This window comes from Rhizobium metallidurans, from assembly GCF_014196505.1.
In the GTDB taxonomy this organism is placed as follows: Bacteria; Pseudomonadota; Alphaproteobacteria; order Rhizobiales; family Rhizobiaceae; genus Rhizobium; species Rhizobium metallidurans.
Genome location: NZ_JACIDW010000012.1, coordinates 12,754 through 37,903, shown reverse-complemented (window position 1 = coordinate 37,903; position 25,150 = coordinate 12,754). Strand labels below are relative to the sequence as shown.

Annotated in this window: 28 protein-coding genes and 1 pseudogene; 15 read left to right on the top strand and 14 right to left on the bottom strand. The window is 60.7% G+C overall.

All coding sequences use genetic code 11. The annotated features are described in order from the left end of the window. Positions 1-5 precede the first annotated feature (5 nt). Complete coding sequence (locus GGQ67_RS17075) at positions 6-1,766, top strand: integrase (protein WP_183901339.1); 1,761 nt, start codon at positions 6-8, stop codon at positions 1,764-1,766. After that, positions 1,763-2,221, top strand: a complete 459-nt coding sequence (locus GGQ67_RS17070; protein ID WP_183901338.1) for a hypothetical protein — start codon at positions 1,763-1,765, stop codon at positions 2,219-2,221. The genes GGQ67_RS17075 and GGQ67_RS17070 overlap by 4 nt, the downstream gene beginning before the upstream one ends. 172 nt (positions 2,222-2,393) lie before the next feature. Here GGQ67_RS17070 and GGQ67_RS25340 read toward each other — a convergent pair whose 3' ends face one another. Further along, a complete protein-coding gene (locus GGQ67_RS25340) occupies positions 2,394-2,996 on the bottom strand; it encodes a tRNA lysidine(34) synthetase (RefSeq protein ID WP_246400208.1) in 603 nt (200 codons plus the stop codon). Between the two features lie 393 nt (positions 2,997-3,389). Between GGQ67_RS25340 and GGQ67_RS17060 the strand changes: the two genes are divergently transcribed. Then, positions 3,390-3,713 (top strand): hypothetical protein, encoded by a 324-nt coding sequence (locus tag GGQ67_RS17060; protein WP_183901337.1) that lies wholly within the window; start codon positions 3,390-3,392, stop codon positions 3,711-3,713. Between the two features lie 15 nt (positions 3,714-3,728). On the opposite strand, the gene GGQ67_RS17055 is transcribed toward GGQ67_RS17060, so the two are convergent. After that, positions 3,729-4,013, bottom strand: a complete 285-nt coding sequence (locus GGQ67_RS17055) for an integration host factor subunit beta (RefSeq protein WP_183901336.1) — start codon at positions 4,011-4,013, stop codon at positions 3,729-3,731. A gap of 131 nt (positions 4,014-4,144) precedes the next feature. Between GGQ67_RS17055 and GGQ67_RS17050 the strand changes: the two genes are divergently transcribed. Further along, positions 4,145-4,570 (top strand): helix-turn-helix domain-containing protein, encoded by a 426-nt coding sequence (locus tag GGQ67_RS17050; protein WP_425503796.1) that lies wholly within the window; start codon positions 4,145-4,147, stop codon positions 4,568-4,570. A gap of 15 nt (positions 4,571-4,585) precedes the next feature. On the opposite strand, the gene GGQ67_RS17045 is transcribed toward GGQ67_RS17050, so the two are convergent. Genes GGQ67_RS17045 through GGQ67_RS17035 form a run of 3 tightly spaced genes read right to left on the bottom strand, consistent with a single transcriptional unit; the run spans position 4,586 to position 10,048 of the window. Next, positions 4,586-7,858: an error-prone DNA polymerase gene (locus GGQ67_RS17045; protein ID WP_183901335.1), complete on the bottom strand. Its 3,273-nt coding sequence runs from the start codon at positions 7,856-7,858 to the stop codon at positions 4,586-4,588. Beyond that, the gene (locus GGQ67_RS17040) at positions 7,855-9,372 is read right to left on the bottom strand and encodes a Y-family DNA polymerase (RefSeq protein ID WP_183901334.1); all 1,518 of its coding nucleotides are present in this window, start codon (positions 9,370-9,372) and stop codon (positions 7,855-7,857) included. Before GGQ67_RS17040 ends, GGQ67_RS17045 begins: the two co-directional genes overlap by 4 nt. Continuing rightward, positions 9,287-10,048 (bottom strand): ImuA family protein, encoded by a 762-nt coding sequence (locus tag GGQ67_RS17035; RefSeq protein WP_183901333.1) that lies wholly within the window; start codon positions 10,046-10,048, stop codon positions 9,287-9,289. Before GGQ67_RS17035 ends, GGQ67_RS17040 begins: the two co-directional genes overlap by 86 nt. A gap of 274 nt (positions 10,049-10,322) precedes the next feature. Here GGQ67_RS17035 and dinB point away from each other — a divergent pair, with 274 nt between their 5' ends. Next, entirely contained in the window at positions 10,323-11,387 is a 1,065-nt protein-coding gene (gene dinB / locus GGQ67_RS17030) for a DNA polymerase IV (RefSeq protein ID WP_484573237.1), read from the top strand. Here dinB and GGQ67_RS17025 read toward each other — a convergent pair. Then, positions 11,384-11,892 (bottom strand): annotated as a pseudogene (locus GGQ67_RS17025) (SOS response-associated peptidase family protein). The gene dinB and the pseudogene GGQ67_RS17025 overlap by 4 nt on opposite strands. A 52-nt stretch (positions 11,893-11,944) precedes the next feature. Between GGQ67_RS17025 and GGQ67_RS17020 the strand changes: the two are divergent. From GGQ67_RS17020 to GGQ67_RS17005, 4 genes are all read left to right on the top strand, one after another. Beyond that, positions 11,945-12,532 carry an SOS response-associated peptidase gene (locus GGQ67_RS17020; protein WP_183901331.1) on the top strand — a complete coding sequence of 196 codons (588 nt, stop codon included), beginning with the start codon at positions 11,945-11,947 and terminating at the stop codon, positions 12,530-12,532. Then, on the top strand, positions 12,532-12,789 hold the full coding sequence (locus GGQ67_RS17015) for a hypothetical protein (protein ID WP_183901330.1): 258 nt from the start codon (positions 12,532-12,534) through the stop codon (positions 12,787-12,789). The genes GGQ67_RS17020 and GGQ67_RS17015 overlap by 1 nt, the downstream gene beginning before the upstream one ends. A gap of 226 nt (positions 12,790-13,015) precedes the next feature. Next, entirely contained in the window at positions 13,016-15,697 is a 2,682-nt protein-coding gene (gene ligD / locus GGQ67_RS17010; protein ID WP_183901329.1) for a DNA ligase D, read from the top strand. Then, positions 15,694-16,095, top strand: coding sequence for a DUF4112 domain-containing protein (locus GGQ67_RS17005; protein ID WP_183901328.1), 402 nt, complete (start codon positions 15,694-15,696; stop codon positions 16,093-16,095). The genes ligD (GGQ67_RS17010) and GGQ67_RS17005 overlap by 4 nt, the downstream gene beginning before the upstream one ends. Before the next feature lie 37 nt (positions 16,096-16,132). On the opposite strand, the gene GGQ67_RS17000 is transcribed toward GGQ67_RS17005, so the two are convergent. The 3 genes from GGQ67_RS17000 to GGQ67_RS16990 form a co-directional block, all read right to left on the bottom strand. Then, positions 16,133-16,408, bottom strand: coding sequence for a hypothetical protein (locus GGQ67_RS17000; protein WP_183901327.1), 276 nt, complete (start codon positions 16,406-16,408; stop codon positions 16,133-16,135). Positions 16,409-16,417: 9 nt separating this feature from the next. Continuing rightward, a complete protein-coding gene (locus GGQ67_RS16995; protein ID WP_183901326.1) occupies positions 16,418-16,717 on the bottom strand; it encodes a DUF982 domain-containing protein in 300 nt (99 codons plus the stop codon). Positions 16,718-16,787: 70 nt separating this feature from the next. After that, complete coding sequence (locus GGQ67_RS16990; RefSeq protein WP_183901325.1) at positions 16,788-17,264, bottom strand: Hsp20 family protein; 477 nt, start codon at positions 17,262-17,264, stop codon at positions 16,788-16,790. Positions 17,265-17,536: 272 nt separating this feature from the next. Between GGQ67_RS16990 and GGQ67_RS16985 the strand changes: the two genes are divergently transcribed. Further along, entirely contained in the window at positions 17,537-18,430 is an 894-nt protein-coding gene (locus GGQ67_RS16985; RefSeq protein WP_183901324.1) for a LysR family transcriptional regulator, read from the top strand. A gap of 58 nt (positions 18,431-18,488) precedes the next feature. Here GGQ67_RS16985 and GGQ67_RS16980 read toward each other — a convergent pair whose 3' ends face one another. From GGQ67_RS16980 to ku (GGQ67_RS16965), 4 genes are all read right to left on the bottom strand, one after another. Then, positions 18,489-19,565, bottom strand: coding sequence for an alpha/beta hydrolase (locus GGQ67_RS16980; RefSeq protein WP_183901323.1), 1,077 nt, complete (start codon positions 19,563-19,565; stop codon positions 18,489-18,491). Between the two features lie 446 nt (positions 19,566-20,011). Beyond that, complete coding sequence (gene ligD, locus GGQ67_RS16975) at positions 20,012-21,064, bottom strand: non-homologous end-joining DNA ligase (RefSeq protein WP_183901322.1); 1,053 nt, start codon at positions 21,062-21,064, stop codon at positions 20,012-20,014. Then, the gene (gene ku, locus GGQ67_RS16970) at positions 21,061-21,873 is read right to left on the bottom strand and encodes a non-homologous end joining protein Ku (protein WP_183901321.1); all 813 of its coding nucleotides are present in this window, start codon (positions 21,871-21,873) and stop codon (positions 21,061-21,063) included. Before ku (GGQ67_RS16970) ends, ligD (GGQ67_RS16975) begins: the two co-directional genes overlap by 4 nt. A 12-nt stretch (positions 21,874-21,885) precedes the next feature. Continuing rightward, a complete protein-coding gene (gene ku, locus GGQ67_RS16965) occupies positions 21,886-22,803 on the bottom strand; it encodes a non-homologous end joining protein Ku (protein ID WP_183901320.1) in 918 nt (305 codons plus the stop codon). 199 nt (positions 22,804-23,002) lie between these two features. Here ku (GGQ67_RS16965) and GGQ67_RS16960 point away from each other — a divergent pair, with 199 nt between their 5' ends. The 5 genes from GGQ67_RS16960 (at position 23,003) to GGQ67_RS16940 (ending at position 24,812) form a co-directional block, all read left to right on the top strand. Beyond that, a complete protein-coding gene (locus tag GGQ67_RS16960; RefSeq protein WP_183901319.1) occupies positions 23,003-23,179 on the top strand; it encodes a hypothetical protein in 177 nt (58 codons plus the stop codon). 12 nt (positions 23,180-23,191) lie between these two features. Then, positions 23,192-23,968 carry an exodeoxyribonuclease III gene (gene xth / locus GGQ67_RS16955; protein WP_183901318.1) on the top strand — a complete coding sequence of 259 codons (777 nt, stop codon included), beginning with the start codon at positions 23,192-23,194 and terminating at the stop codon, positions 23,966-23,968. A gap of 64 nt (positions 23,969-24,032) precedes the next feature. Beyond that, entirely contained in the window at positions 24,033-24,281 is a 249-nt protein-coding gene (locus GGQ67_RS16950; RefSeq protein WP_183901317.1) for a hypothetical protein, read from the top strand. Between the two features lie 24 nt (positions 24,282-24,305). Next, positions 24,306-24,509 (top strand): hypothetical protein, encoded by a 204-nt coding sequence (locus tag GGQ67_RS16945; protein ID WP_183901316.1) that lies wholly within the window; start codon positions 24,306-24,308, stop codon positions 24,507-24,509. A gap of 9 nt (positions 24,510-24,518) precedes the next feature. Continuing rightward, positions 24,519-24,812: a hypothetical protein gene (locus GGQ67_RS16940; protein ID WP_246400207.1), complete on the top strand. Its 294-nt coding sequence runs from the start codon at positions 24,519-24,521 to the stop codon at positions 24,810-24,812. 6 nt (positions 24,813-24,818) lie between these two features. Here the strand turns inward: GGQ67_RS16940 and GGQ67_RS16935 are convergent, their stop codons facing one another. Further along, positions 24,819-25,100: a cold shock domain-containing protein gene (locus GGQ67_RS16935; protein ID WP_183901315.1), complete on the bottom strand. Its 282-nt coding sequence runs from the start codon at positions 25,098-25,100 to the stop codon at positions 24,819-24,821. Positions 25,101-25,150: the final 50 nt, after the last annotated feature.

The window sequence follows — 25,150 nt, the reverse complement described above, 5'->3', positions numbered from 1 at the left end:
CTGTGGTGGTACGCGCGGTCAAAGCCTTCGAGGCCATTGGAACGGCGATGGAGAAGGCCGGGATAGATTCGCTCGCCGATTGTGACAGAGCCTGCTTCGATGCGGCCGTGAGCGAACTCATTGCCAACGGAGCTGTTGCGACCACAGACGCGGTCGGCCCTCGCCTCGGCCAGATTGCCCGGTTCCTAGACCGGAACCTGATGTGCGTCCATCCCATCGCTCGCTGGAGATATCCCAAACAGAGGGCCAGCACGAATGGCCGTGTCGGCGACGCTTTCGAAGCGCGAAAGCGCAGATCTCTACCGGATCCGGAGGCAATCGACGCGCTTGCACAAGCGTTCCAATTGGCATCGGACCCGCGCGACGTACTGACCACGTCGGTCGCAGCGATCCTTTGCTCTGCACCGGAACGGATCAACGAAGTTCTCGCCTTGCCTGTCAACTGCGAAGTCGACCAGACCGGCGACGATGGACGCGGGTATCTCGGATTGCGGTGGGCGGGCTCCAAAGGCTATGCCGATCATGTGAAGCTCATCCTGCCGGCCATGGCGGATGTCGTCCGTGAAGCCCTACGGAAAATCCATGCAATCACCGATCAGGCGCGGAGTGTCGCCCGATGGTACGAGAATAACCCAACGCGACTGTATCTGCCGGAAGGCCACGAACACCTGCGCGGCAAGGAGTTTGTTGAACTTGAGGAAATCGCCCCTTTGCTTGGATTGGCAAAGCCCACACGACCGGTCATACGATATTGGGTCAAGACCGCAGGTCTTCAGGTAACCAAGGTCCGACGGCAATCAGGCCAATTCGCCCAGGTCATCAGGTTCGCGGATCTGGAGAAACATCTCATTGGTCTATTGCCGACAGGCTTTCCGATAGCCGATAGCAAAACAGGTCTGAAATATGCTGATGCGCTGACGGCGATTCCATACGGACTGTTCCGGAATGGAGAACCGAGCCTCTGCATGATAGAGCCGCTCCGCTACCACCATATCGCCTACGCCCTCGGTCAAAACAACGAGGCCGGAAGCGTGACTGTCTTCCAGCGTGTGGGTCTAGATCCTGAACGCCGGCTTTCCATTCGAAGCCATCAGTTCCGGCACTGGTTGAATACTCTGGCGCAGGGGGCAAACCTGTCGCAGATAGACATCGCCAAATGGAGCGGCCGGCGCAGTCCCGATCAAAATGCGTTCTACGATCATGTGACAAGTGAGGAAATCGTCGAACAAATCCGCGCGAAAGTGGGCAATCACGCAAAAGCCATCGGGCCGCTCGCTGAAATCCCGAAACATCTGCCGGTCTCCCGAGAGGAATACGTCACAATGGCGGTTCCAACGGCACATACGACTCTCTATGGGTTTTGCATTCACGACTTTGCTGCTTCACCTTGCGAGATGTTCCGCAATTGCCTGGACTGCCGCGAGCATGTCTGCATCAAAGGTCTGCCGGACAGGATGGAGAGGATCGAACGCTCTCTGACGCTGGCGACTGCACATCTGGAGCAGGCCCAAGCCGCAGTCACAGATGGAGTCTATGGCGCTGAGGAATGGGTTGAGGTTCATGGCGCCACCGTCAAACGCCTCGCGCAACTCATTGCCATCCTGAAAGACCCCGGTGTCGAGGACGGCGCTGTAATCCAGTTGGGCAAGCAGGAAACCTATTCGCTCTCCGAGGGCGCCGCACATGATTATCTCAAGAGCATCGAGACGTCTGAATCTCGGGCTGATCCGTGCGCCTTGCAAACTGCCATGGAGTCCTTCGCATGAAACGCAGATCCCCAAACCTGGTCCCCGAACGTGTGGATGCAATCATTGAGATGATCCGCGCATGGGAAGGCCGCCTCACATGGCCGGCGTTGATTGCGTCAATCGCCGCGAAGTTCCACGCCAGTTATACCCGGCAAGCCCTGTTCAAGCATGATCGCATTCGTATTGCCTATGAAACGCATCGCAGCAGCCCGGATAGACACGCCGGAAATGGCAATCTTCGACCGGCCTCAGCAACCCTGAAAGCCGCGCTCGAACGGCTTCAACGGCTGGAGCGCGAGAACGCCGAACTGAAAAAACGCGAGCATGCTCTGCTCGAACAGTTCCATCGATGGGCGTATCATGCCAGCACTCGGGGCTTAACCGAAGAGTTTCTTGATCGTCCGCTTCCACCGCTTAACAGGCGAGGCAATTTAGCACGTTCCCGGAAATTGCCGGCAGCACGATCAATGTGAACGCTACAGCGTCCGGCGCTTCAAAGCAAACTGTGTGCTCCAGGTGCCCCTCATCCGCACCCGCCCGACCCTCTGCAACCCCGGCCAGCGCCGGGCCGGTCGGGTGCTACCGTTGGCGCGTGTCGAAACGTAAATAAACTTCAGAAGAAGGAAGCTTCGAAGCAGATGTTATTTACACTTCAATGGCCGAATCCAGCATAGCCGTTGTCCAAAGCATTGTTGACAAGCCAAAACCGTCGTTGTTTACATACCGTGTATCCCCATAAGTGGTGCAAAACCTCATCGCCGGCGTGCTCCAGCAGGGAACAAGCGTCACCGTGCTGAGGCCCTCGTATCGCGTGACGTTCGACCGCCAGCGGCTTTCCCATCGGTCCATGAGCCCGCCTTGCTTGCGGCGGACGACAACGAAGTCGGTGCCGAGTTGCGCGGAAAGGCGCTCGCAGGTGGGCAGTGAATCCGCCCATTCCACCGAGCCGAGATCGGCATGGATCAACAGACGGGGACCACGATGCCCGATTTGATCGAGATATTGGATTGTCGCGGTTGCGGCGGCCTGGCTGTCCTTGCCTCCCGAAATGCCAATCGCCACAGCCGCATCTTGCGCGAGAAGGTCTGTAATCTCCCTTGTCGTAGAAATGCGATTGGTTAGTGAGTTCGGCGTTGCCACGAACGGCAACGCGATCTGAGGGCTAGTGCCGGCGTTGGCGGACAGGCGGCGGTGATGTCTCCCAACACTCTGGTTGGTTTCGCTTCGACGGTTTTGTAACTCACGCATTCTCCGGCTCCTCGGCGGGCCGGCTGGAAACTCTCTCCAGCCTCCCAACCCGCCGCCTTCGGTCATCCCTCCTCTCCCTCCGCCGCCACCCGCCCCGCTCAAGGGCCAATCCTTCTGTCGGCACGATGGTGCAGCAGAAAATTAAGGACAAATTCAATAGGATGTCGTAATCTGCCCTTGGAGCGGTACGCACTGCTCTGGGGCGTCGAAACCCCTGTATCCAACGGTTGGGCCTACCAAAAAGGCTCCCTCCTTGACCTTCAGCGTCGGGGAGCCTGTGGCGTATGTCCAGGTTCTCGCGAACTAAAGGCTACAGGGCTGTGGATACACGGTTTCGAACTCCCCGCGGCCGGGGGTCAATGAGTATTGAACGGCGGGGGCGGACCGCCAGCAATGCTCAAGGAGAAATCGTTGAAAAACCCACCTTCGTACACTTTCTACACCTATTCGGTTGCTGGCATCCCACCGGAGGAAAGGTGGAAGCCAACGGGCATTCCGGATATTTTCTTCGACAATCTTGAGGATGCGCGCAGTGCGGTGATTGCTCTGCGGGAGGACGTCGCGGTTGACCCTGAGATGGAATGGGCGACGACGGTTCTCGAGAAGATGGAGACGATCCCGTTGGATCAGGCCGCTATCCTTGCATTGCTAAATCATGGTCCGGGAGGCGTTGTTGCGCGCTGTGAAATCGTCGAGACGTTTGGCCCGACGGCATAAAGGAGACCGGGGTAGTTATTCTTTCGTGTTCAGGCGTTCCTGCATCTCTTTGCTGGCACGAAAGAACGGCGTCCACTTTTCCTCGACGAAGACCGCTGTTCCATTACTCGGGTTTCGACCGGAACGAGACGGTCTGTGTCTGACGGAAAATACTCCAAAACCCCGCAGTTCAACGCGATCACCGTTCGCCAAGGCGTCGCCGATGTCATCAAGGACACTACTGACGATCTTCTCAACATCATGGTGATAGAGATGCGGGTTGCGGAGCGTGATGATGTGAATGAGTTCAGACCTGATCATCCAGTCCTCATATCGGGTTTGACGCCATTGGGAAGTGGTGCAGCCGAAGGTTTATCGATCGCTTCGAGCTTGCGCCGTCGTCATAGGACAGTAACGTGCGTCGTTCTACAATAAGGTAAAGGACCGTGTCTTTGGAAACCCGATCCAAGAAACCCAATCCAATCGATGTCGAAGTCGGTCGGCGCATTCGGATGCGCCGGGTGCTGCTTCGCCTGAGCCAGAGTAGTTTGGCTGAGGGTCCCGGTATAACATTTCAGCAGGTACAGAAGTATGAGAAAGGTACAAATCGTGTAGGTGCGAGCCGCCTGCAGGCCATAGCACAGGTTCTTGAGACGCCCGTTTCCTTTTTCTTCGAAGGCCAGCAACCAAATGGCGCCCACGAGGACGGGCTGCACGGCGAGGAGATTACCGAGTTTCTATCGACGGCCGAAGGGCTCGCCCTCAATAAATCGTTCACTCGTATTCAGAGCGCTGATGTCCGGCGGAAGGTCGTCGGTCTGGTCAAAACCTTAGCTGACGGCGAGGTTGCCCAGGAGCCGTCCGAAGATACTGTGTGAAGCCACCAAAGAAGCTCACCGGAAATCCCGCGTTTTGACCCTGATCTGATCGATGTGTCCGTATGGGTCGACGATATCACGCACCTTCGGCATCCCGCGCGGATCCGGCGCCGGCGACCCGTGATAAAACTCGTCGCCGCGGCCATGGGGTAGCGGAAAGGCCTTGTCCCGCGACCCGATGCTGGCAAGCTCGGCAGAAAAATCAGTTAGCCGGTGCGCGACCAGATGCACGACCTCACCTTCGCGTTGGACCTTGCCATAGACGCCGATCATGCCGGCGCCGAGGACGACGCGCCGGTATCTCTCGAAGGTCTTCACCCAGACAACGAGGTTCGCATGACTGGTCTCGTCCTCGATGGTGATGAACATGACGCCCTTGGCCGAGCCCGGCCGCTGACGCACGAGCACGAGGCCGGCGGCTTCGAGCCATTTGCCGTCACGAGCATTCATGGCGTCCTCGCAGGTTACGATGCGCCGCTCTGACAGATCGGCACGCAGGAAACTCAGCGGATGGGCACGCAATGTCAGGCCGACATGGCTGTAGTCCTCCACGACCTCGCCGCCTGAGGTCATTGGCTTCAATGCGACCACCGGCTCGATCGCCTCGGGGATGACGGCTTGCTCGCGGGCGGCAGCTGCGGCGAACAGTGGCAGCGGCTCGTCGCGCAAGGCTTCTATTGCCCAGCGCGCCTCCCGTCTCGCAAGCTTCAGCCCCGGCTGGAAGGCGTCGGCTTCGGCCAATTGCACGAGCGACGCCGACGGAACACCTGCCCGACGCCAGAGATCATCGATCGACTGAAACGGCTGATCCTCGCGGGCGGCGACGATCGCCGCGCCATGCTTGTTCGCCAGACCCTTGACCATACGGAACCCAAGGCGCACGGCAAAGCGCCCGTCGTCCGTCGATTCAAGCGTGCAGTCCCAGCGTGAGGCGTTGATACAGACGGGCCGGATCACGACACGGTGTTTCTCGGCGTCGCGCACGATCTGCGCCGGCGCATAGAATCCCATCGGCTGCGCGTTGAGAAGCGCTGCGCAAAAGACGTCGGGATGCCAGCATTTCAGCCAGGAGGATGCATAGGCGATCAGGGCAAACGAAGCCGCATGGCTTTCCGGAAACCCATAGCTGCCAAAACCTTCCAGCTGCGCGAAGGTCTTTAGCGCGAACTCCCGCTCATAGCCGTTGGCGACCATGCCGTCGATCAGCTTCTGGCCAAACTTGCTGACGCCGCCGGTGTGTTTGAAGGTGGCCATTGCGCGCCGCAGCTGGTCCGCCTCACCGGCAGTAAAGCCGGCGCACTCGATCGCGATCCTCATCGCCTGCTCTTGAAACAGGGGCACGCCAAGGGTTTTTCCGAGCACCTTCTCCAGTTCGGGCTTCGGAAACTCGACCTTTTCCTTGCCGGCCCGCCGGCGCAGGTAGGGATGCACCATGTCGCCCTGGATCGGCCCGGGGCGGACGATCGCCACCTCAATGACGAGATCGTAAAAAGTCTCCGGCCTGATCCGCGGCAGCATAGACATCTGCGCCCGGCTCTCGATCTGGAATGTGCCAAGCGTGTCGGCCCGCTGGATCATCGCATAGGTGCGCGGATCCTCCGGCGGGATCGTCGCCAGATCTTTCTTGATGCCCTTGTGCTCATCCAACAGATCGAAGCCGCGTTTCATGCAGGAGAGCATTCCCAGGCCAAGGACGTCCATCTTCATGAATTTGAGGATGTCGATGTCGTCCTTGTCCCACTCGATGATCTGCCGGTCGTCCATGGCGGCCGGTTCGATCGGGACCATCTCGTCTAACCTATCCTGCGTGAGCACGAAACCACCCGGATGCTGCGAGTGGTGGCGGGGCGTGCCGATCAGCTGCTGGGCAAGGTCGAAGGCGAGGCGCAGCCGGCGGTCGGTGGCGTTGAGGTTGAGGTCCTTTGCCTGCTGCTCGCCGATGCCCTCCTTCCATCCCCAGACCTGCGACGACAGCATTTTGGTCAGGTCTTCCGGCAGCCCAAGCGCCTTGCCGACATCCCTGAGCGCGCCCTTGGCCCGATAGCAGGTGACGACTGAACAGAGGGCGGCCCTGTGCCGGCCGTAGGTTTCGTAGATCCACTGGATGACCTGCTCGCGCCGCTCGTGTTCGAAATCGACGTCGATATCCGGTGGCTCGCGTCTCTCTTCCGAGACGAAGCGCTCGAACAGCAGGTCGCTGCGCGACGGATCGATGGATGTGATGCCGAGCACGTAGCAGACGGCGGAATTGGCCGCCGATCCCCTGCCCTGGCACAGGATGTCCTTGGAGCGGGCAAACCGCACGATGGAATTAACAGTCAGGAAATAAGGCGCGTATTCGAGCCTGGCGATCAGCGCCAACTCGTGCTTGAGTATCTTTTCGACGTCGTCCGGCAATCCCTCCGGATAACGGTTCGGCACGGCTTCCCATGTGAGCTTCTCCAGCGCTTCTTGCGCCGTCAGCCCCGGAAGCATCAATTCCTCCGGATATTGATAGGTGAGCTGATCGAGGGAGAACTTGCAGCGCGCGACGATCTCGGATGTCCGGGCCAGCGCTTCCGGGTAGCGCTTGAACAGCCGGTGCATTTCCTCGGGCGGCTTCAGATAGCGGTCGGCGAATCTCTCCTTGCGGCGGCCGAGCTTGTCGATGGTGCAATTGTGGCGGATGCAGGTGACGATGTCCTGCAACAGCCGCCGATCGCGATCATGATAAAGAACGTCATTGGTGACCACGGTCGGCACGCCGGCCTGGGCTGCGAGGTTGGAGAGCGCGTGCAGCCGAAGCTGGTCGTTGGGGCGGCGTCGCAGCGTCAGCGCCAGATAGGCGCGGTTGCCAAAGTCCTGCCGAAGGCGCCGCAGCCTGATAGCGCACAGATCGTCGGCGAAATCGGGAAGCAAAACGAGCAACAGGCCTTCGCCGTAGGTGACAAGGTCATCCCAGGCCAGATCGCACTTTCCCTTGCCGGCCCTACTCTTGCCGAGCGACAGCAGGCGGCAAAGCCTCGAATACGCCGGACGATCGGTCGGATAGACAAGGACGGAAAAATCGTCGCGCAAATCCAGCCGGCAACCGATGACGAGACGGACACCGGTCTCCTTCGCTGCCTGGTGGGCACGCACGATGCCAGCGAGGCTATTGCGGTCGACGATGCCGAGCGCCTCAATGCCAAGCAGAGCTGCGGTGGCGAACAGCTCCTCGCAGGAACTCGCGCCTCGCAAAAACGAGAAGTGCGAGGTGACCTGCAGCTCGGCGTAGTGAGGGCGATGCTGGTTTCCTGAGGTACTCATCCGAAAATCCCCTGCAGGAACCAGCTGCCTGAACCGCTGTCGGCATGTTCGCCATCACCCTGCCGGAAAATCCAGAACCGCTCGCCGGCATCGTTCTCGACCACGAAATAATCCCTGACTGCGCCGAGCTCCTTGTCGCGCTTCCACCATTCGCCGAAGACGCGCTCCGGCCCGTCGGCGCGTTTCACCGCGTGACGGCTGCCGCGCCAGGTGAAGCTGGCCGGCGGATGGTCGGGCAAGAGCGCCATGCACTGGATCGGTTCGGGATGGAGCAGCAGTCGCGACGGGCGCGGCCATTCAGCGGGCCAGCCAAGCTCGTCGTCATCGGCGAGTGCCGGCATCGCCGCGAACGAGCGCTCCGGTACATCGCTTTCCAGTGCCGCGACACGATAGACGCGATGGCCGCGATTGGCGATCACGTCGATCAGCCCGCCGACTTCCGCTTCCGGCTCCTCGATCAGCGACGATATCGTCTGGATTGCGTCCAGGGGCTCGCAATGCACGGCGGACAGTGTCATCACCTCGATGCCGAAGCCGGGATCGATCTTGTCTATCCGGTCGCAGAGCAGTTTCGTCAGGCGATCAGCGTCGCGCACAGGCTTGGCTGTCCCGGCGCGGATAACTTGCAGCGTGTTGTCGACCCGATGGAGGATGAGGTCGAGGCGGCGCACGCCGACGCCGTGCTCTTCCAGCACGCTGCAGAGACGCACCACCAGTATTCCGACATAGCGAGCAATGGTCTCGCCCGCCGAAATAGGTTCAGCAAAGGCACGGCGCGCTTCGATCGTGTCAGCAGTCCGGATCGGATCGATCGGCTCCGCTGCTCGGCCGAGCGCTTGGTCGAGGCGGCGGCCAATCTGCGGGCCATAGCGCAGCGCCAGCGGCGCGCGTGGCGTGGCGGCGAGTTCTGCGACTGTGTCAAAGCCGAGCGTGCGGAGTGCGGCGACGGTTCCGCTGTCCAACCGCAGTGCCGCGATCGGCAGGCCAAGAACCACTTTTGCAGCTTCACCTTCAGGAATAACGAGAGCGGGACTGGCTCGGTAACGGGCAAGCGCGTGGGCGGCGCCCCAGCTGTCGGCGATGGCGGCGCGTGCGGCAAACCCCATGGCGAACAGGCGATTGACCATGCCTGTCAGCATCAGTGTTTCGTTGCCATGCAGGTGGTCGGCCCCGGTCGTATCGATGACGATGCCGTCGGGCGGATCGACTGCGACGACAGGCGCATAGTTGCGCAGGAACCAAAGCGCGAGACGGTCGAGCTCCTTGCGGTCCTCTTCGGGACACAAGTCCTCAATGATGAGATCGGTCACTAGCGCCTGGGCTTTGCTGGCTGGCATGCCGACACGAAGGCCGGTGGCGATCGCCGCCTCATTGGCGGCCGCGACAAGCCGTCGGCTGCCTTCGCGGGCGATCATCACCAGCGGCTGGTCAGCCGGCGGAGCTTGTTGCCCAAGCATCCGACGATGGCGATCGGTTGGCCAGCTCGGCAGGTAGACCGAGACGACCCTTGGCATCGCAGGCTTCGACCACATAATCAGCACTTTCTGCGGCTCGGCAACGAAGGAGTTCGAGATACCACCGGGCACGGCCAACGCCTGGGACCGGGAGCGGATGGGAAGGGAGGACGGAGATTCGCCAACGGGTGACCGCGGCCGTCGGATGGCCAAAATCCGAGACATCACCGGGACGGCGCCAACGGCGCACGGCAATGCCGAGCACGCCGGAGGCTTCCGCCGCAAGCTGCAGCCGACGTGAGGCGGTCATCGGCAGGCGTGCGACTTCGCCGATGACGGCGCCGATCCCGCGACATCTGAGTGCTTCCTCGAAACAGTCGAGCACGCCTTTCTCGTCGCGACACTCGACCATCACCACGCGATTGTTGCAAAGCCCCGCCTGGACGATCCCCGGCATGAACAGATCCCGCTGGGTCACGCACCAGAACACCTTGCCTTTGGTCCGCGCCGCAATCCCTGCGACGAACAGCGCAGCGGTCGCCCCGTCGAGTGCCCCATTGCCGCCGCCGGCAACCTCATGGAGCGACCCCATAGCCAGCCCGCCTCCCGGCAGGCGCCGGTCGATCGGCTCGATGCCGAAGGGCAGCGTCTCCCGTGGACGCAGTGCTCCGCTTTCCAGATGCTGGATGCGTTCGCGCAATTCTTCGATGGCAATGGTTCGGGCGCGATTTTCCATGGTGTGGGCAAGTCCGATCACACCTTTTCAACGGGCGTGGGTTACTGTATGTTCCTTTTTTGTTCTCTAATATTCAATGAGTCAATCGGGCGCATTCGGGAATAGAGATTGGCAAGCGGCGGCGAGATGAAACCAGGGCTCGAATCCGGAAGTAAGATCAAACGGATAGGCTTTTATTCACAATCTCGGAAAAATTTCCTGTCTCTTTTGCGGTCGCTAGGGGGTTGTCTTGAGAGGAGAGAGGCCCGATCACCCAGCGCCGGCTCCCGGCGTCATTCGCAAAATAATCCACTGCGATATGGATGCCTTTTACGCATCCGTCGAACAGCGCGACAATCCGGAGCTTCGTGGTCGCCCGGTCGCCGTCGGCAGCGCGGCGGCGCGTGGCGTCGTGGCGGCGGCGAGTTACGAGGCGCGCGCCTTCGGCGTCTTCTCCGCCATGCCTTCGGTGACGGCGCAACGCAAATGCCCGGACCTGGTTTTCGTACGACCGCGCTTCGAAGTCTACAAGGCGATCTCGCTACAGATCCGGGGTATCTTCGCCGAGTATACGCCGGTGATCGAACCGCTGTCGCTCGACGAAGCCTATCTCGACGTCACCGAGAACCTGAAGGGCATGGCGATCGCCACCGAGATCGCCGAGGAAATCCGGGCGAAGATTTTTGGCGCAACGGGCCTCACCGCGTCAGCCGGAATTTCCTACAACAAGTTCCTCGCCAAGATGGCGTCCGGACAGAACAAGCCAAACGGCCAGTTCCTGATCACGCCGAAGAACGGTCCCCTCTTCGTCGAGCAACTGCCGGTCAAGAAGTTTCACGGCGTCGGGCCGGCGACGGCGGAAAAGATGCGCCGGCTCGGGATCGAGACCGGCGCCGACCTGAAGTCGAAATCGATCGAGTTTCTGGTCGAGCACTTCGGCAAATCCGGGCCGTATTTTTATGGGATCGCGCGGGGCATCGACAATCGCGAGGTCAAGCCGAACCGCGTCCGAAAGTCCGTCGGCGCCGAGGATACGTTCTCGCAAGACATCCAGTCCTTCGAACCGGCGCGCGAAGGGCTTCAGCCGCTCATCGACAAAGTCTGGGGATATTGCGAGGCGAACGATATCGGCGCCAAGACGGTGACACTCAAAGTCAAGTACGCCGACTTCACCCAGATCACCCGAAGCAAGACCGTTCCTGTGCCACTGTCCACTATCGCTGACCTCGAGGAGGTCGTGGACCTGTTGCTTGCGCCGATCTTCCCGCCGCACAAGGGCGTCCGCCTGCTCGGGGTGTCGCTGTCTTCTTTAGAGAGCGGTGGGCGGGAGACGATGCACCAGCTCCGGCTGGAGCTTTAGACCGCCAATCGCGGTTGGGAGGGTGCCGTCCCGAGCGGCTTGACCTGGAACGACTCCGCTGGCAGCGGCCGCAGGATTTCCTTCTCTGGAACGAGACTGTCGAGCCAGTCCAGCCGCTGGTCTCTTGTCAGCACAGCCATCTGCCGGTCATGATAGGGCGAGATATCTGCATTGGCTTCTATCGTCAGGATGGCATAGGCCTCCGGCCAAAGATTGGTCGCCGGCCGCCAGATCCCCGCGAAATAGAACCAGTCGCCGTTGGCGAGCGAGAAGCTGAAGTTTCTGCCGCCGCTGCGATGGCGAAACTCGGAGGCCGGCACCAGGCATCGGTGGTCGGGTAACGTCCCCCCTCTGACCTGACGACGTTCACAGCTCGCGGCCCGCCGTCGAGTGGCCGTAGGCCCCAAGGCAGTTCGACCATCTCCACATCGCCGTCATGGCGTCTTATGATGACGCGACGCTCGTCGAGCGGGGCGTCGGACTGGAAAACCTTCGCGCTCTTCATAGATAGAACATAGCAAGAACTCGATCGGACAACAAGAAGCGCAGGAGGGAGTATGTGCAACGACTACAGGCTGATGGTGGACGTGGCCTCGATCGTGGAGGATTTCGCGCACCTGAAGATCAAGATCCGCTTCGGCGAGGGCGCGCCGAACCTGCAGCCGCGCGAGGACATCAAGATCACCGACCTAGGACCGATCGTGCGGGGTATCGAGGGCACGATTGGCGAGGCGGAATTGGTGCAGCGCCGATGGAGTTGGCCGCAGAACAAGCGCCCGGCCTATAATTTCCGGTCGGACGGACGGGAGTTCGGTTCCAACAGGTGCCTGATCGTTGCCGACGGGTTCTACGAGTTTACGGACCCGAAGGACAAGTCGAAGAAACGCAAGGACAAATGGCTGTTCACCAGGAAGGACGAGCCGATCTTCTGCATCGCCGGCATCTGGCGCGACACGCCCGACGTGGGCGAGGCTTTCACAATGTTGACGATGGAGCCGGGTCCGGACATTGCGCCCTATCACGACCGCCAGATCGTCATCCTCGAACGCAATGCCTGGGCCGACTGGCTCGATCCGTCGGTCTCGGCAAAATCGCTCATCAAAGCCTTGCCCGTCGGCAGCTTGAATGTCGACCAGGTCGGCTGATGCGGTTCTCTTTCCCTTACAGTCACGCCTTCCCACATGGCCGGATCACGATCGACGACGACGGCAAGAGCGGGCCGGACTGCCTGATCGAGTTCGCCGATAGTGTGACGGTCATCGCGACGTGGCGGCGAGAGCAGGAAAAAATCGAGCTTGCTATGCCCGACTATCGGACTGACAAAGGCACACGCATCAACGCCAAACGATGGAGATTAACCCAAGGACCGGATGGCATCTGGCGCACCGAAAGAACGTCTTGAGCCCGAACCGCCGCAGCTGAGCGCGGAACAAAAACACCTTTTGTACGCTTCTCATCCCGAGGTCGCGCGCCGTGTCAACCGGACGTGACAGGGATGATGAACGCGAGGATTTTTCCGGTTTCTCCTTGCGGCCAACGAAACGGCAGTCGAGCGTCCCACCTGTCCGGCCCGCGCCTCAGCTCCGTCGTCACAAGACGCGGATGGCGGATATGTTCTGGGGACTGCCATGGCCAACGACAAACTCTCGACCTACAAACAGAAGCGCGATTTCCAGAAGACGCAGGAGCCGAGCGGCCAAACGAAGCTGAAGGCGTCGAACCGTCGGCGTTTTGTCATCCAGAAGCACGATGCGACCCGGCTGCACTATGACCTCCGCCTCGAACTCGACGGCGTGTTCAAATCCTGGGCGGTGACCAAGGGCCCTTCGCTCGATCCGCATGACAAGCGGCTGGCCGTCGAGGTCGAGGATCATCCGCTGGACTACGGAGACTTCGAAGGCACGATCCCGAAAGGCCAGTATGGCGGCGGCACGGTCATGCTTTGGGATCGCGGCTACTGGGAGCCCGATGGCAACAAGAGCCCGGAACAGGCACTCGCAAAGGGCGATTTCAAGTTCACGCTGGAGGGTGAGCGTCTGCACGGCGGTTTCGTCCTCGTTCGCATGCGCAACGACCGCGACGGCGGCAAGCGCACCAACTGGCTGCTGATCAAGCACCACGACGAATTCTCGGTCGAGGAAAACGGCGCCGCCGTTCTCGACGACAACGCAACCTCGGTTGCCTCCGGCCGCACGATGGAAGCGATCGCTGCCGGCAAAGGCAGGAAGCCGAAGCCGTTCATGGTCCACAGCGGCGACGTGCAGGCGGATGCGGTTTGGGACAGCAATCATGGTCTCGCCGCCGAGGAACGAGCCGCGGGGACAAAGACCAGCCGGAAGAAAGGCTCGACCAAACCTGCCAAGCCATCCAAAGCCGCAAAATCGGAAATGCCCGACTTCATCGCGCCTCAGCTCTGCGAGACGCGCGAGCGGCCGCCCGCCGCCGACGGCTGGATCCACGAGATCAAGTTCGACGGCTATCGCATCCAGATGCGCATCGAGAATGGCACGGTCACGCTGAAGACCCGCAAGGGCCTGGATTGGACGGTAAAGTATCCGGCGATCGCCGAATCCGGCGCGGCTCTGCCTGACGCCATCATCGACGGCGAGATCTGTGCCCTCGATGAACATGGCGCACCGGATTTTGCGGCCCTTCAGGCAGCTCTGTCTGAGGGAAACACCGATGAACTCGTGTTTTTCGCCTTCGACATGCTGTTCGAAGGCAATGAGGATTTGCGCGAGCGTCCTCTGACGGATCGGAAGGAACGGCTACAGCAGCTGCTCTCGGATGCCGGCGAAGATCCGCGGATGCGTTTTGTGGAGCATTTCGAGACCGGCGGCGATGCCGTCCTGCGATCCGCCTGCAAGCTCTCGCTGGAAGGCATCGTCTCGAAACAAGCTGATGCACCTTACCAATCCGGCCGCACCGACACCTGGGTCAAATCAAAGTGCCGGGCCGGGCATGAAGTGGTGATCGGCGCCTATGCCAAGACCAACGGCAAATTTCGCTCGCTGCTCGTCGGCGTCAACCGCGGAGACCACTTCGTTTATGTCGGCCGCGTCGGTACAGGCTACGGAGCCGCCAAGCTGGATGTGCTGCTGCCCAAGCTGCACGCTTTGGAGACGAGCAGGTCGCCCTTCACCGGCATTGGCGCGCCGAAGAAGGACCCTGACGTCGTCTGGCTGAAGCCGGACCTTGTCGCGGAGATTGAGTTCGCGGGCTGGACGGCAGACGGTCTTGTTCGCCAGGCCGCTTTCAAGGGCCTTCGCGGAGACAAGCCGGCGGCCGAAGTCGTTGCCGAGAAGCCGGTTGAACCGGAGGAGGTTGAAACGCCTGATCCGGAGGCGAAGGCCAAAACGCCGCGATCCACCAAGCCGGTTCGCAAGGGCGGCAGGCAAGAGGTCATGGGCGTCATGATCTCTCATCCCGACAAGCCGCTCTGGCCGGACGCCGGTGACGGCAAGCCGGTTACGAAGGTGGAGCTGGCGCGATATTACGAAGCTGTCGGATCCTGGCTAATCGACCACATCAAGGGTCGGCCGTGCTCGATCATCCGCACACCGGATGGCATAGGCGGCGAGCAGTTCTTCCAGCGCCACGCGATGCTCGGCACTTCCAATCTTCTGGAACTGGTCAAGGTGTTTGGTGACAAGAAGCCCTACCTGCAGGTCGATCGGATCGAAGGCCTTGCGGCCATCGCCCAGATCGGCGGTGTCGAACTGCATCCCTGGAATTGCGAACCGGACCAGCCCGAAGTGCCCGGCCGTCTCGTCTTCGACCTCGATCCGGGACCGGACGTCGCCTTCTCGACGGTGGTCGAAGCCGCCCGCGAGATGCGTGACCGGTTGGAAGAGCTTGGTCTTGTCAGCTTCTGCAAGACGACCGGCGGCAAGGGCCTACATGTCGTGACACCTCTCGCCGTGCCGAAAGGCAAGAAGCTCTCCTGGACGGGCGCCAAGGGCTTTGCGCATGACGTCTGCCTGCAGATGGCACGCGACAACCCGGAGCTTTATCTCACTAAGATGGCGAAGAACCAGCGTAACGGTCGCATCTTCCTGGACTACCTGCGCAACGACCGCATGGCGACGGCCGTGGCTCCTCTGTCGCCGCGAGCCCGGCCCGGTGCAACAGTGTCGATGCCGCTGACCTGGAGCCAGGTGAAGACAGATCTCGATCCGAAACGCTTTACCATTCGCACCGTGCCGGCGCTGCTCGCCAAAACCAGTGCCTGGCAGGACTATTGCGACGGGCAGCGTTCGCTGGAACAGGCGATCAAACGTCTTGCCAAGATGATGAAAGCAGCCGCATGAAATATGAACGCCAATATCGGGGAAATGCGCATCACGAGGATATCGACCGCCTGGTTCGCCTTCGCCGCATGCGCGGGCTGGCGCGGCTGATGGACACGGCGCTGCGTATCCCCGGTACCCGTTTTTCGTTCGGCGCCGACTCCATCATGGGATTGGTCCCGGGGATCGGCGATTTCGCCGGCGCTGCGATCAGCCTCTACATCGTCAACGAGGCGCGGCAACTTGGCGTGCCGAAGGACAAGCTTGTAAAGATGCTGGTCAACATCGGTTTCGATGCGGCGGCCGGCAGCGTGCCGCTGGTCGGGGATCTGTTCGACGTCTACTTCAAGTCCAACCGCCGGAACCTGGAGCTTGTGCTGGATCATTTTGGGCTCGACCACTCCGATCTCGATCGCTGACGACCGAGACGTATACGCCGGCCGACACCACCATCGATTATCCGTACCGCCGGTCAAGTTCCCGCAGGGCCGCCTGCACGGCGTCGATCGAGACCGGCTCAGGCGTTCCCGGCAGATGTCGAAGGGCCGGTTGCGAATCCACCGCGTAGAGGTCGGACGCCCAAGCTGCCAGGATCGCTCGCCGATCATCGACCGAAAGGGATGCTGCGCCTACGACATCGATGGGTCGCCGAAACGCCAAGCCCTGAACCAGGATCGCTGGCCCCATCGTCATTGCCTGGCCGGCTGCCTGCTGCAACAGGTGGTGCATCATCCGGCCTCCTTACCGAACGTGGGGATCCCGGTCCCGCCGCAGGCGAGACTCGGCGATGACACTGGTGTCAGGCGCCAGCAGATCGTGTTTCTCGGCAAAGGCGGCGAACAGCCCGCGGGCGGTTTCTGCTTCGATCTCGTCCCGTAGTGCCGCACCGCAAGCCTTCAAGGCGACTGCATGCGCATTGTCTCTTAACCGCATCGGCCATTCGCACAGATGCCGATAAGCATCCGCCGCGCTGCGAACCTCAGCCGGAAAGCCAAGGCCGACAAGAATGGAAACGGGTTCTCTGAACATGTCGGGTTTCATGACGCTCTCCTTCCCAACCCAAGACGTCGATGGGCGCCGCGACAACGGCGCCCATTCTCCAGTGGTCTGATTACGCTGCCTTCTGGGCTTCGATCCGCGCAGGCTCAGCCGACGATACGAGGACGCCGTCCGTCTGGATATCAATCTTTCGCGGCTTCAACGCTTCCGGGATTTCGCGCACAAGGTCGATCGACAGCAGGCCGTTCTTCAGGTCGGCACCGTTCACCCTGACGTGGTCGGCAAGCTCGAACCGGTGCTCGAACGGCCGGCCGGCAATGCCGCGATGCAGGTAGCCGTCAGTGGCCGTCTCCTGCTTCTTGCCAGTGACGATGAGAAGGTTAGACTGGAAGGTGATGTCGAGGTCGCCCTGCTCGAAACCTGCCACCGCCACCGAAATCCGGTAGCTGTCATCGCCGGTCTTGACGATGTCGTAGGGCGGCCAGTCGCTGATTGCGCGGGCGCGCTGGGCATTTTCGAGAAGATTGAAGATCCGGTCGAAACCGACGCTCGAACGGTAGAGCGGTGCATAGTCGTAAGATGTTGCCATAGCCATATCCTCCTTGAAGCAACATGGGTACGGAAGCGCCGAAAGACGGCGCTCCCAGCAAGGCCAGCCCTATCTCAGCGGCTGGCGGCAAACGATTTGGTTTTTGAGAATTTCGGATTCAAGAGATCTCGCAGAATTTTTTCCTCAAATGTGAGGGAACGGTCCGCGGGATCCCGATCCAACCGATCCCTTGTCAACGAGACAGACCTCGTTCAGATAGATTGAGCGCGATAGAGAGGTAGTTGCCATCAGGCCTATCATTGAGGTGATCAATGCGACGGGATGAGATCGCAGACCTGGCCGCCTTCGTCGTGGTCGCCGAGGAGCGCAACTTCACGAAGGCGGCGCAACGGCTGGGAATGGCGCAGTCCGCCATCAGCCAGATCGTCCGGCGGATCGAGGATCGCGTCGGGGTCCGGCTGTTATCGCGCACGACGCGCAGCGTCGCGCCGACCGAAGCCGGAGAGCGGCTGATTGCGACTCTCGGGCCGATGCTGCACGATCTCGACACAGCCATCGCATCGATCGGCGAACTGCGGGATCGTCCGGCCGGAACGATCCGGATCACGACGGTGGAGCACGCGGCCAAGACCATCATTCTTCCGGCCCTGAAGCGCTTGCTGATCGACAATCCCGATATCAAGGTCGACATGACCATCGACTACGGGCTTGCGGATGTCGTCGCAGATCGTTTCGACGCCGGTGTGCGGCTCGGCGGCGATATCGCCAAGGACATCTTCGCCGTGCGCATCGGGCCGGATACGCCAATGGCGATCGTCGGCTCGCCGGACTATTTTCACGGACGGCCTGTTCCCGCCTCCCCGGCACAGCTGACCGACCATCGCGCCATCAATCTGAGGCTGCCGACCTCGGGCACGCTAAACGGCTGGCGACTAATGCGCGGCGGAAGGGAGACACGAGTCCGCATCGATGGTTCGCTGGTGCTGAACACGATCGACCTCATCCTTGACGCGGCGCTCGAGGGTCTCGGCCTCGCCTACCTGCCGCTCGACCAGGTGCAGCCCCATCTCGACGCAGGGCGCCTGGCCAGGGTACTCGCCAAGTTTACGCCCGACCTACCGGGTTATCATCTCTATTATCCGCACAGGCGTCACGCATCGGCCGCCTTCGCGCTGTTCGTGGAAACCCTGCGATATCGGGGGTAAGGCTTGGGGGTGAGGTGCGCGCAGTGGGTTGATGACTCCGAGCACCTCATCCAAGGTCTCAGACACCGGCAGCACGCGGCGACGGAGTCGAACCGGTTCCCATATGCTTGTCGAACCAGCCTACCAGTCGTTCAGGATGCTGACCGAAGTGATTGTAGGCATAAAAGCGCTGGTTCGATTGCTCGATCCACAGAAGTTCCTTCTGTTCGGTGGCAAGTGAATCGAAGATCTCCTGGCCATCTTTCTCGCCATGGATGAGGAAGTCGCGCCTGAGCTGCGCCATGAATGTCGGAACGGTGACCCCCTTTCCGTAGTCCTGCGGGCGGAAGTCGAACAGGCTGAACCCGGTCGTCTCACGGCACCGCTGATCGAGCCGTTTAGCGGCTTCGTGGGGATCAAGGCCGAGGTTGTCGGCACCACACTCGATGAACGTCGGCCCGGACACGACATTCAGGAGGGCAAGGACCTCGATGTGCTGAAACTCGTCGGGCCATTTCGACATCGCGATGATGGTCGAGTTGCCGCCCATGCAGCGGCTGAACAGGCCGGTGCGCATCTTACCCATGACCGGATGCGCCTTGGCGTGGCGAACCGAGCCGACGACGTCGCGACATTCGAGCAATCCAAGACCGCTGATCCCGCCGTTGCCCTGTCCGCTTCGGCCGCAGTTGCGAAGGTCATAGGTGAGGATGTTGTAGCCCGCGTCGTGGAGGTGTCGCAGTTCAGGCAGGAAGTTGACCTCGAACCCGCCGAAGTAGCCGTTGTATTCGGGAAGATGGCCCGGGAAGCCGTAGCGATTGCAAGTCATCGGGTGGTTGATGATCAGCAGGCGATCTGATGCCGCGGGAATGAACCATGCCTCGAGCGGCACGCCGTCCATCGAAGGGAACCAGGTCTCTTCGAAGGCCATGCCATAGTCGGTCGGCTTGCGGATGACCGGCGTTCTGAGACCCGTCTTGAACAGACCGGCATATTGCTCCGTCAGCGGATCCAGCTTGTCGGCGATCTTGCCCGCACCCCCCTTGATGGCGTTGACGGCGGTATCGACAAGTCCGCGGTCATCGACACCAAGCTGCTTTTTGTAATCCACGTCGGCAGCGCCTACGTCGGCATCGTCGAGCTTCACTTCGGTCATTGTCCTCATCCTTCTGAAGATTGGCGTGGTGATGCCACGCCCTTGTATCGTCCAAGAATATGGCCCAGGACACCCTCAGGATTAGACACGAAAACGAGCTTGGACTTATCACTGAGGTGATGAATGTATTCGAGTTGCTGGCTGTTATTGCGTCGCATTGGAAACGTCCGCAAAATGCTGCACCGCAGCGGAACCATTATTGGTCACGTTGCTTTCCAAAGATCATCAACCCTTCTACTTCGGGAGGTGACAATGATTAAGGCTGATCCGATCTACATCGCCAGGCGGCAGGACGACGGGACGTGGAGCATCGTGGACATCAAGACCGGTCGCGTTGCGGACATCGGCGGCTGCGTGTTGAGACGCCTTGACGTTTCGATGACTGCCGGACTGGTGCGAGACTTGAACGGAGTGGCGATCGTCGTGCAAGAGCACGCAGCGCGGGATCAAGTCCGAGGAATGTCGCTTTCGTTCAGATCGAACACCGCGGCGTTGTCCTGGAGTTCACGCAAGCCCTTGTACGAGGCGTGCCGCAGACTGCCGTCACCGGTCCAGCCGCGGAACTCGATCTCGGCGATCAGCGTCGGCTGGGCGAAGACGTAGCTCTTGCCCTTCAGCGGCACGACCGGCGTTTTCGTCTTGAGCTTGTCGAGCGTCTTCTTCAGGTAGACGGCATCCTTTTCCTTGAAGCCCGTGCCGACTTCGCCGACGTAGACCCAGTCGTGGCCGCGCCGGGCGGCGAGCAGCAAACTGCCAACTCCGCCTCGGGCGGTGGCGGACTGCTCGTAACCGACGATCATGAAGCTCTCGCTCTGGACGCACTTGATCTTCAGCCAGTCGCCGGTCCGCCCGGAGCGATATGGGCTGTCGCGGTGTTTGGCGATGATGCCTTCCAGTCCAAGCGAGCGGGCATTCTCCAGAAGCTCCCCGCCGTCGCCCCGCACTTCCTCCGACAGCTGGATGGCGCCGACCGCGCGGTCGAGCAGATCCTCCAGCAGGTGGCGGCGGACTGACAGCTCGGTCCGGGTCAGATCGTGACCATCGAAGTAGAGGAGGTCGAAGACGAACAGCACAGCTTCGGTTGAGGCACGCTTGCCGCCGCGTCCTCCCAGGGACCGCTGAAGTGCACCAAAATCGGAGCGGCCTTCGCTGTTCAGCACCACAGCTTCACCGTCGAGGATAGCCGTCGAGACGCCCAGGTTTCTGGCGGCCTCACCGATCGCAGGAAATCGGTGTGTCCAGTCATGCCCGCCGCGGGTGATGATCCGCACACCCTTCGGCTCGATGTGGATGGCAAGCCGATACCCATCCCACTTGATCTCGTAGGCCCAGTCCGACCCGCTCGGAGGCGCCGACTTCAGCAGCGCCAGACATGGCTCGACACGATCGGGCATCGCGTCAAAGGGAAGATTTGGCTGCGCCGGATCGCGTTTGCGGCTGGGCTGCGATTTCGCGGAAAGACTGTCGTCCTGCAGGAGCGGCTTGGCGGGTCGTCTCATTTATTCGTCCGTGTTTCGGCGGCGACCGACTTCTTCAGGGCGTCCATGATATTGATGACGTTACTGGGTGCGGGTTTCGATGACGTCGACGTTTTGGATTTCGCCGGCTTCTTCATCGCCTTTTTCTTGGCGGCGATGATATCGAGCAGCCGGTCCTGCACCGGATCGATGACCAATTTGGCATCCCAATGTTTGGTCTGTTTCTTGATGAGCTGCTGCACCAAAGGCATCATGTCGCTGTCCGCGGTCTCGTCATCGTCGATACCCGCAAAATAGGTATCCTCATCACGCACTTCATCCCCATAGCGCAAGGTCCAGAGCACGATACCCTTGCCGCGTGGCTCCAGCATGACGGCGCGCTCGCGGCGCGAGATCACCAGACGCGAGATGCCGACCATGTTTTGTGCGTCCATCGCGTCGCGGATCACCGAGAAGGCTTCCTGACCGACCGGGTCGTTCGGCGAGAGATAGTATGGCGTATCCAACCAGATCCATTCGACGCTGTCGCGCGGTGTGAAGGTCGAGATGTCGATGGTCTTGGTGCTTTCCAGCGCGACGTTCTCCAGTTCCTCGTCTTCGAGCATGATGTAGTCGTTCTCGCCGCGCTGATAGCCTTTGACCTCGTCCTCCTCCTTCACTTGCCTGCCGGTGACGGAGTCGACATAATGGCTGACGACGCGGTTCTGGGTTTCGCGATTGAGGGTATGGAAGCGGACCTTTTCGTTCTCGGAGGTCGCCGGCATCATCTGCACCGGGCAGGTGACGAGCGACAGTTTGAGATAGCCTTTCCAATAGGGACGAACAGCCATGGTTTCCTTCGATCAACCGGCGCGGCGGGCCACGGACCCGGCAGACTTGGATGACGCCGCGGACTTTGTCTTGGCAGCTGCGGGCTTCGCGGCCTTCTGGCGAGACGTACTCTTGTTGGCATTGGCAGCCGTCCGCTTCGGCTCCGCCTTCTTCCCACCCATGCCGGCGCTCTCTCTGAGTGCTTGGAGAAGATCGCTTGGTTTCGACGCCGGCGGCACCTTCTTCTTCGGAAGCGCCCTGCCCTCGATCTTGGCCTTCACCAGCTCGGCGACGGCGGCTTCGTAACGATCGTCAAAGCTGCTGGCATCGAAGCTTCCTTTCTTGGTGCCGATGATGTGCTCTGCGAGCTCCAGCATCTCGCCCTCGATCTTCAGATCCGGCAGTTCCTCGAAGGCATCTTCCGAGGAGCGAACCTCGTAATCGAAGTTGAGCGTCGTGGCGATCAGTCCCTTGCCGTGCGGCCTAATGAGAACGGTGCGAACACGGCGGAAAAGCACGGTGCGGGCAATGGCGGCGACCTTCGCCGTCTTCATCCCGTCGCGCAACAGCACGAAGGCCTCGGTGCCCATCTTGTCGGGCGCCAGGTAATACGGCTTGTCGAAATAGACGTCGTCGATCTCGTTGCAGGGAATGAAGGCATCGATCTTCAGTGTCTTGTCGCTGTCGGGGACTGCGGCCGCCACCTCGTCCGGCTCAAGGATGATGTACTGGCCGTTCTCGATCTCATAGCCCTTGACCTGGTCGTCACGTTCGACCGGCTCGCCAGTCTCGCTGTCGACGAACTCACGCTTCACGCGGTTTCCGGTCTTACGGTTCAGCGTGTTGAAGGCGATCCGCTCCGACGACGAGGCGGCGGTGTAAAGAGCCACCGGACAGGACACCTCTCCGAACTCGATGAAGCCTTTCCAATTCGCACGCGGGGCGACCATGACGCAGCACTCCTGACACAACCAATGCGATTCAAGCGAATCGGAATGTAATTGTTCCGAGTCGAAACGAATCAATTTTCAAGGACTTAGAGCCAGTTGGACCGCCCGATTTGCGGGTCCTCCGTAGAGTCCTGATTCCCATGCATCTTTTGCCCGACACGCGCGTTTTCTTGTTCAGCAACCATAAAGGAGTCCTGCCATGAGCAAACGCGAGCTAATCGATACCGGTCCCGACAAGCGTTACGTCCGCCGCGACAAGGACGGCAAATTCAAGGAGAGGGTCGACGTCTCCCGTTCGCTGTCAGCCGATGCCCGCCACGATGCCAAGAATGACGCCAAGCCCGGTCAGGGCGACAAGGGCGATCGCAAACACTGACGGGAACTTCCGGTGAAGCTCGCTACCTACAACGTCAACGGCATCAATGGCCGGCTCGAGCTGCTGCTGCGATGGCTCGACGAGGCACAGCCGGACGTCGTCTGCCTCCAAGAGCTCAAGGCGCCAGATGAGAAATTCCCGCGCCGCGAGATCGAGCGCGCCGGGTATGGTGCGATCTGGCACGGTCAAAAAGCCTGGAATGGCGTTGCCATCCTCGCGCGCGATCAGGAGCCCCGCGAAACGCGGCGCGGCCTTCGCGGCGATCCGGACGACGGTCACAGCCGCTACATCGAAGCGGCCATTGACGGGATCGTTGTCGGCTGCCTCTACCTGCCAAATGGCAATCCAGCGCCCGGCCCCAAATTCGACTACAAGCTCCGCTGGTTCGAGCGTCTGCATGCCTATGCCGCCGAGTTGTTCGAGCTGGACGTGCCGGTGGCGCTCGTTGGCGATTTCAACGTCATGCCGACGGATCTCGACGTCTATGCGCCCGAACGCTGGCGCGACGACGCGCTCTTCCGGCCGGAGGTTCGGGCCGCCTATGCCGAGCTGATCGCCCTGGGCTGGACAGATGCCATCCGGTTGCTGCATCCGGAGGAACGGATCTACACATTCTGGAAATATCTCCGCAACGCCTTCGCAAGGGACGCAGGGCTGCGCATCGACCACTTTCTGCTCAGCCCGTCGCTACGCGAACGGCTGCAAAGCTGCGGCGTCGACAAGTTCGCACGCGCCTGGGAGCACACCAGCGATCACGCGCCGGTGTGGATTGAACTGGATGATCAGTAGGTCATTTCCTGTTCGGGAATGAGACCAGGCGAACGAGCATCAAGCGGCGAGGAGGAAAAGCCCGATGGCAGATGACCGAGATTTTGATGTCCGAGAATTCACGGATCGCCTTGCAGCGATGACGGAAGACGAGCTGTTCGGAACGATGGACGAGCTCGAACGCGCGAGCGCGGCGGTTCCGCCGGCAAAGCGTGATGACAGTGACGTTTTCGCCAAGATCGCGCTCGTGGAGACAGCCATCGAGGATCGATTTCCCGGTCAGCTTCTGGCACCCTACAAGGACTGGCAACAACGTCGCCATACCACCATATGATCCGGTGGTAGGAAGGAACGGATCATGGCCGAAGGACCAGTCAGTACAGAGCGTCTCTTTCAACAGCTGGATGATCTCATCGCCGACATTATCGATCAGTTCGCGAGCCAGGGGCATGGCACGGTGACCGTGATCGAAACGCTGCAGGACGTCCTTGCAAAGCTGCAAGTCGCCTATGACCGCGATCCGGATCCCCAGGACGACAAGGTCGAGGAAATCGAAGAATAGGGGATGCTCATGATCAGAAGCCAGGCAGCCCACAGACCCGTGGAACCTCCCGACGACGCGCGAGCGCTGGATCTCCCGAAGACGCTGACGCAGGCACAGCAGGAGGCGCTGAGCGCAATCGTCTTTTTTCGGCGGCAACGAAAGGTGACGCTCGGATGGGTCATCGGCGACAGGCGCCTTTCGGAAAAGCTCGTCAGGGGCCTTTTACAGATGGATCTCGTCGTCGAAAACGTCCTAGACGACCGTCCCGTTCTTCAGTTGACCCCCGCCGGCAGAGCGGCAAGAGCGCAGTTGACGCAATAGGTCGTCCTATCGCCGCCGCAGACCCCATTCCTTCTCGAACTCCGTCTCGAAATCGGATCCCGATCGATCAGACGTCGCTGGTTTCGCAACGATCGACAGGCCCTCCGCGAAGGCTTTTCCATTCCGGGAGCCGATCGAATATTGAAGCGTGGTGCCGGCTTCCAGGGTGGGGAGTTTCGCCTCCTGCACTTTCGAGAGATGAAGGAAGATATCGGGGCTTCCATCGTCGGGCTTGATGAAGCCATAACCCTTGCTGACGCTGAACCATTTTACTTTGCCGGTCGGCATTCGATACCCTTCCCCTCTCAGGATTCAAACGACGGTTACCCGCGAACGAG

What these genes read in the sequence shown, in the direction of transcription:
- GGQ67_RS17070 (WP_183901338.1), top strand. Translation starts at nt 1,763, where the DNA reads ATGAAACGCAGATCCCCAAACCTGGTCCCCGAACGTGTGGATGCAATC.
- GGQ67_RS25340 (WP_246400208.1), bottom strand. Translation starts at nt 2,996, where the DNA reads ATGCGTGAGTTACAAAACCGTCGAAGCGAAACCAACCAGAGTGTTGGG.
- GGQ67_RS17060 (WP_183901337.1), top strand. Translation starts at nt 3,390, where the DNA reads ATGCTCAAGGAGAAATCGTTGAAAAACCCACCTTCGTACACTTTCTAC.
- GGQ67_RS17055 (WP_183901336.1), bottom strand. Translation starts at nt 4,013, where the DNA reads ATGATCAGGTCTGAACTCATTCACATCATCACGCTCCGCAACCCGCAT.
- GGQ67_RS17045 (WP_183901335.1), bottom strand. Translation starts at nt 7,858, where the DNA reads ATGAGTACCTCAGGAAACCAGCATCGCCCTCACTACGCCGAGCTGCAG.
- GGQ67_RS17040 (WP_183901334.1), bottom strand. Translation starts at nt 9,372, where the DNA reads ATGCCAAGGGTCGTCTCGGTCTACCTGCCGAGCTGGCCAACCGATCGC.
- GGQ67_RS17035 (WP_183901333.1), bottom strand. Translation starts at nt 10,048, where the DNA reads ATGGAAAATCGCGCCCGAACCATTGCCATCGAAGAATTGCGCGAACGC.
- GGQ67_RS17020 (WP_183901331.1), top strand. Translation starts at nt 11,945, where the DNA reads ATGTGCAACGACTACAGGCTGATGGTGGACGTGGCCTCGATCGTGGAG.
- GGQ67_RS17015 (WP_183901330.1), top strand. Translation starts at nt 12,532, where the DNA reads ATGCGGTTCTCTTTCCCTTACAGTCACGCCTTCCCACATGGCCGGATC.
- ligD (WP_183901329.1), top strand. Translation starts at nt 13,016, where the DNA reads ATGGCCAACGACAAACTCTCGACCTACAAACAGAAGCGCGATTTCCAG.
- GGQ67_RS17005 (WP_183901328.1), top strand. Translation starts at nt 15,694, where the DNA reads ATGAAATATGAACGCCAATATCGGGGAAATGCGCATCACGAGGATATC.
- GGQ67_RS17000 (WP_183901327.1), bottom strand. Translation starts at nt 16,408, where the DNA reads ATGATGCACCACCTGTTGCAGCAGGCAGCCGGCCAGGCAATGACGATG.
- GGQ67_RS16995 (WP_183901326.1), bottom strand. Translation starts at nt 16,717, where the DNA reads ATGAAACCCGACATGTTCAGAGAACCCGTTTCCATTCTTGTCGGCCTT.
- GGQ67_RS16990 (WP_183901325.1), bottom strand. Translation starts at nt 17,264, where the DNA reads ATGGCAACATCTTACGACTATGCACCGCTCTACCGTTCGAGCGTCGGT.
- GGQ67_RS16985 (WP_183901324.1), top strand. Translation starts at nt 17,537, where the DNA reads ATGCGACGGGATGAGATCGCAGACCTGGCCGCCTTCGTCGTGGTCGCC.
- GGQ67_RS16980 (WP_183901323.1), bottom strand. Translation starts at nt 19,565, where the DNA reads ATGACCGAAGTGAAGCTCGACGATGCCGACGTAGGCGCTGCCGACGTG.
- ligD (WP_183901322.1), bottom strand. Translation starts at nt 21,064, where the DNA reads ATGAGACGACCCGCCAAGCCGCTCCTGCAGGACGACAGTCTTTCCGCG.
- ku (WP_183901321.1), bottom strand. Translation starts at nt 21,873, where the DNA reads ATGGCTGTTCGTCCCTATTGGAAAGGCTATCTCAAACTGTCGCTCGTC.
- ku (WP_183901320.1), bottom strand. Translation starts at nt 22,803, where the DNA reads ATGGTCGCCCCGCGTGCGAATTGGAAAGGCTTCATCGAGTTCGGAGAG.
- GGQ67_RS16960 (WP_183901319.1), top strand. Translation starts at nt 23,003, where the DNA reads ATGAGCAAACGCGAGCTAATCGATACCGGTCCCGACAAGCGTTACGTC.
- GGQ67_RS16950 (WP_183901317.1), top strand. Translation starts at nt 24,033, where the DNA reads ATGGCAGATGACCGAGATTTTGATGTCCGAGAATTCACGGATCGCCTT.
- GGQ67_RS16945 (WP_183901316.1), top strand. Translation starts at nt 24,306, where the DNA reads ATGGCCGAAGGACCAGTCAGTACAGAGCGTCTCTTTCAACAGCTGGAT.
- GGQ67_RS16940 (WP_246400207.1), top strand. Translation starts at nt 24,519, where the DNA reads ATGATCAGAAGCCAGGCAGCCCACAGACCCGTGGAACCTCCCGACGAC.
- GGQ67_RS16935 (WP_183901315.1), bottom strand. Translation starts at nt 25,100, where the DNA reads ATGCCGACCGGCAAAGTAAAATGGTTCAGCGTCAGCAAGGGTTATGGC.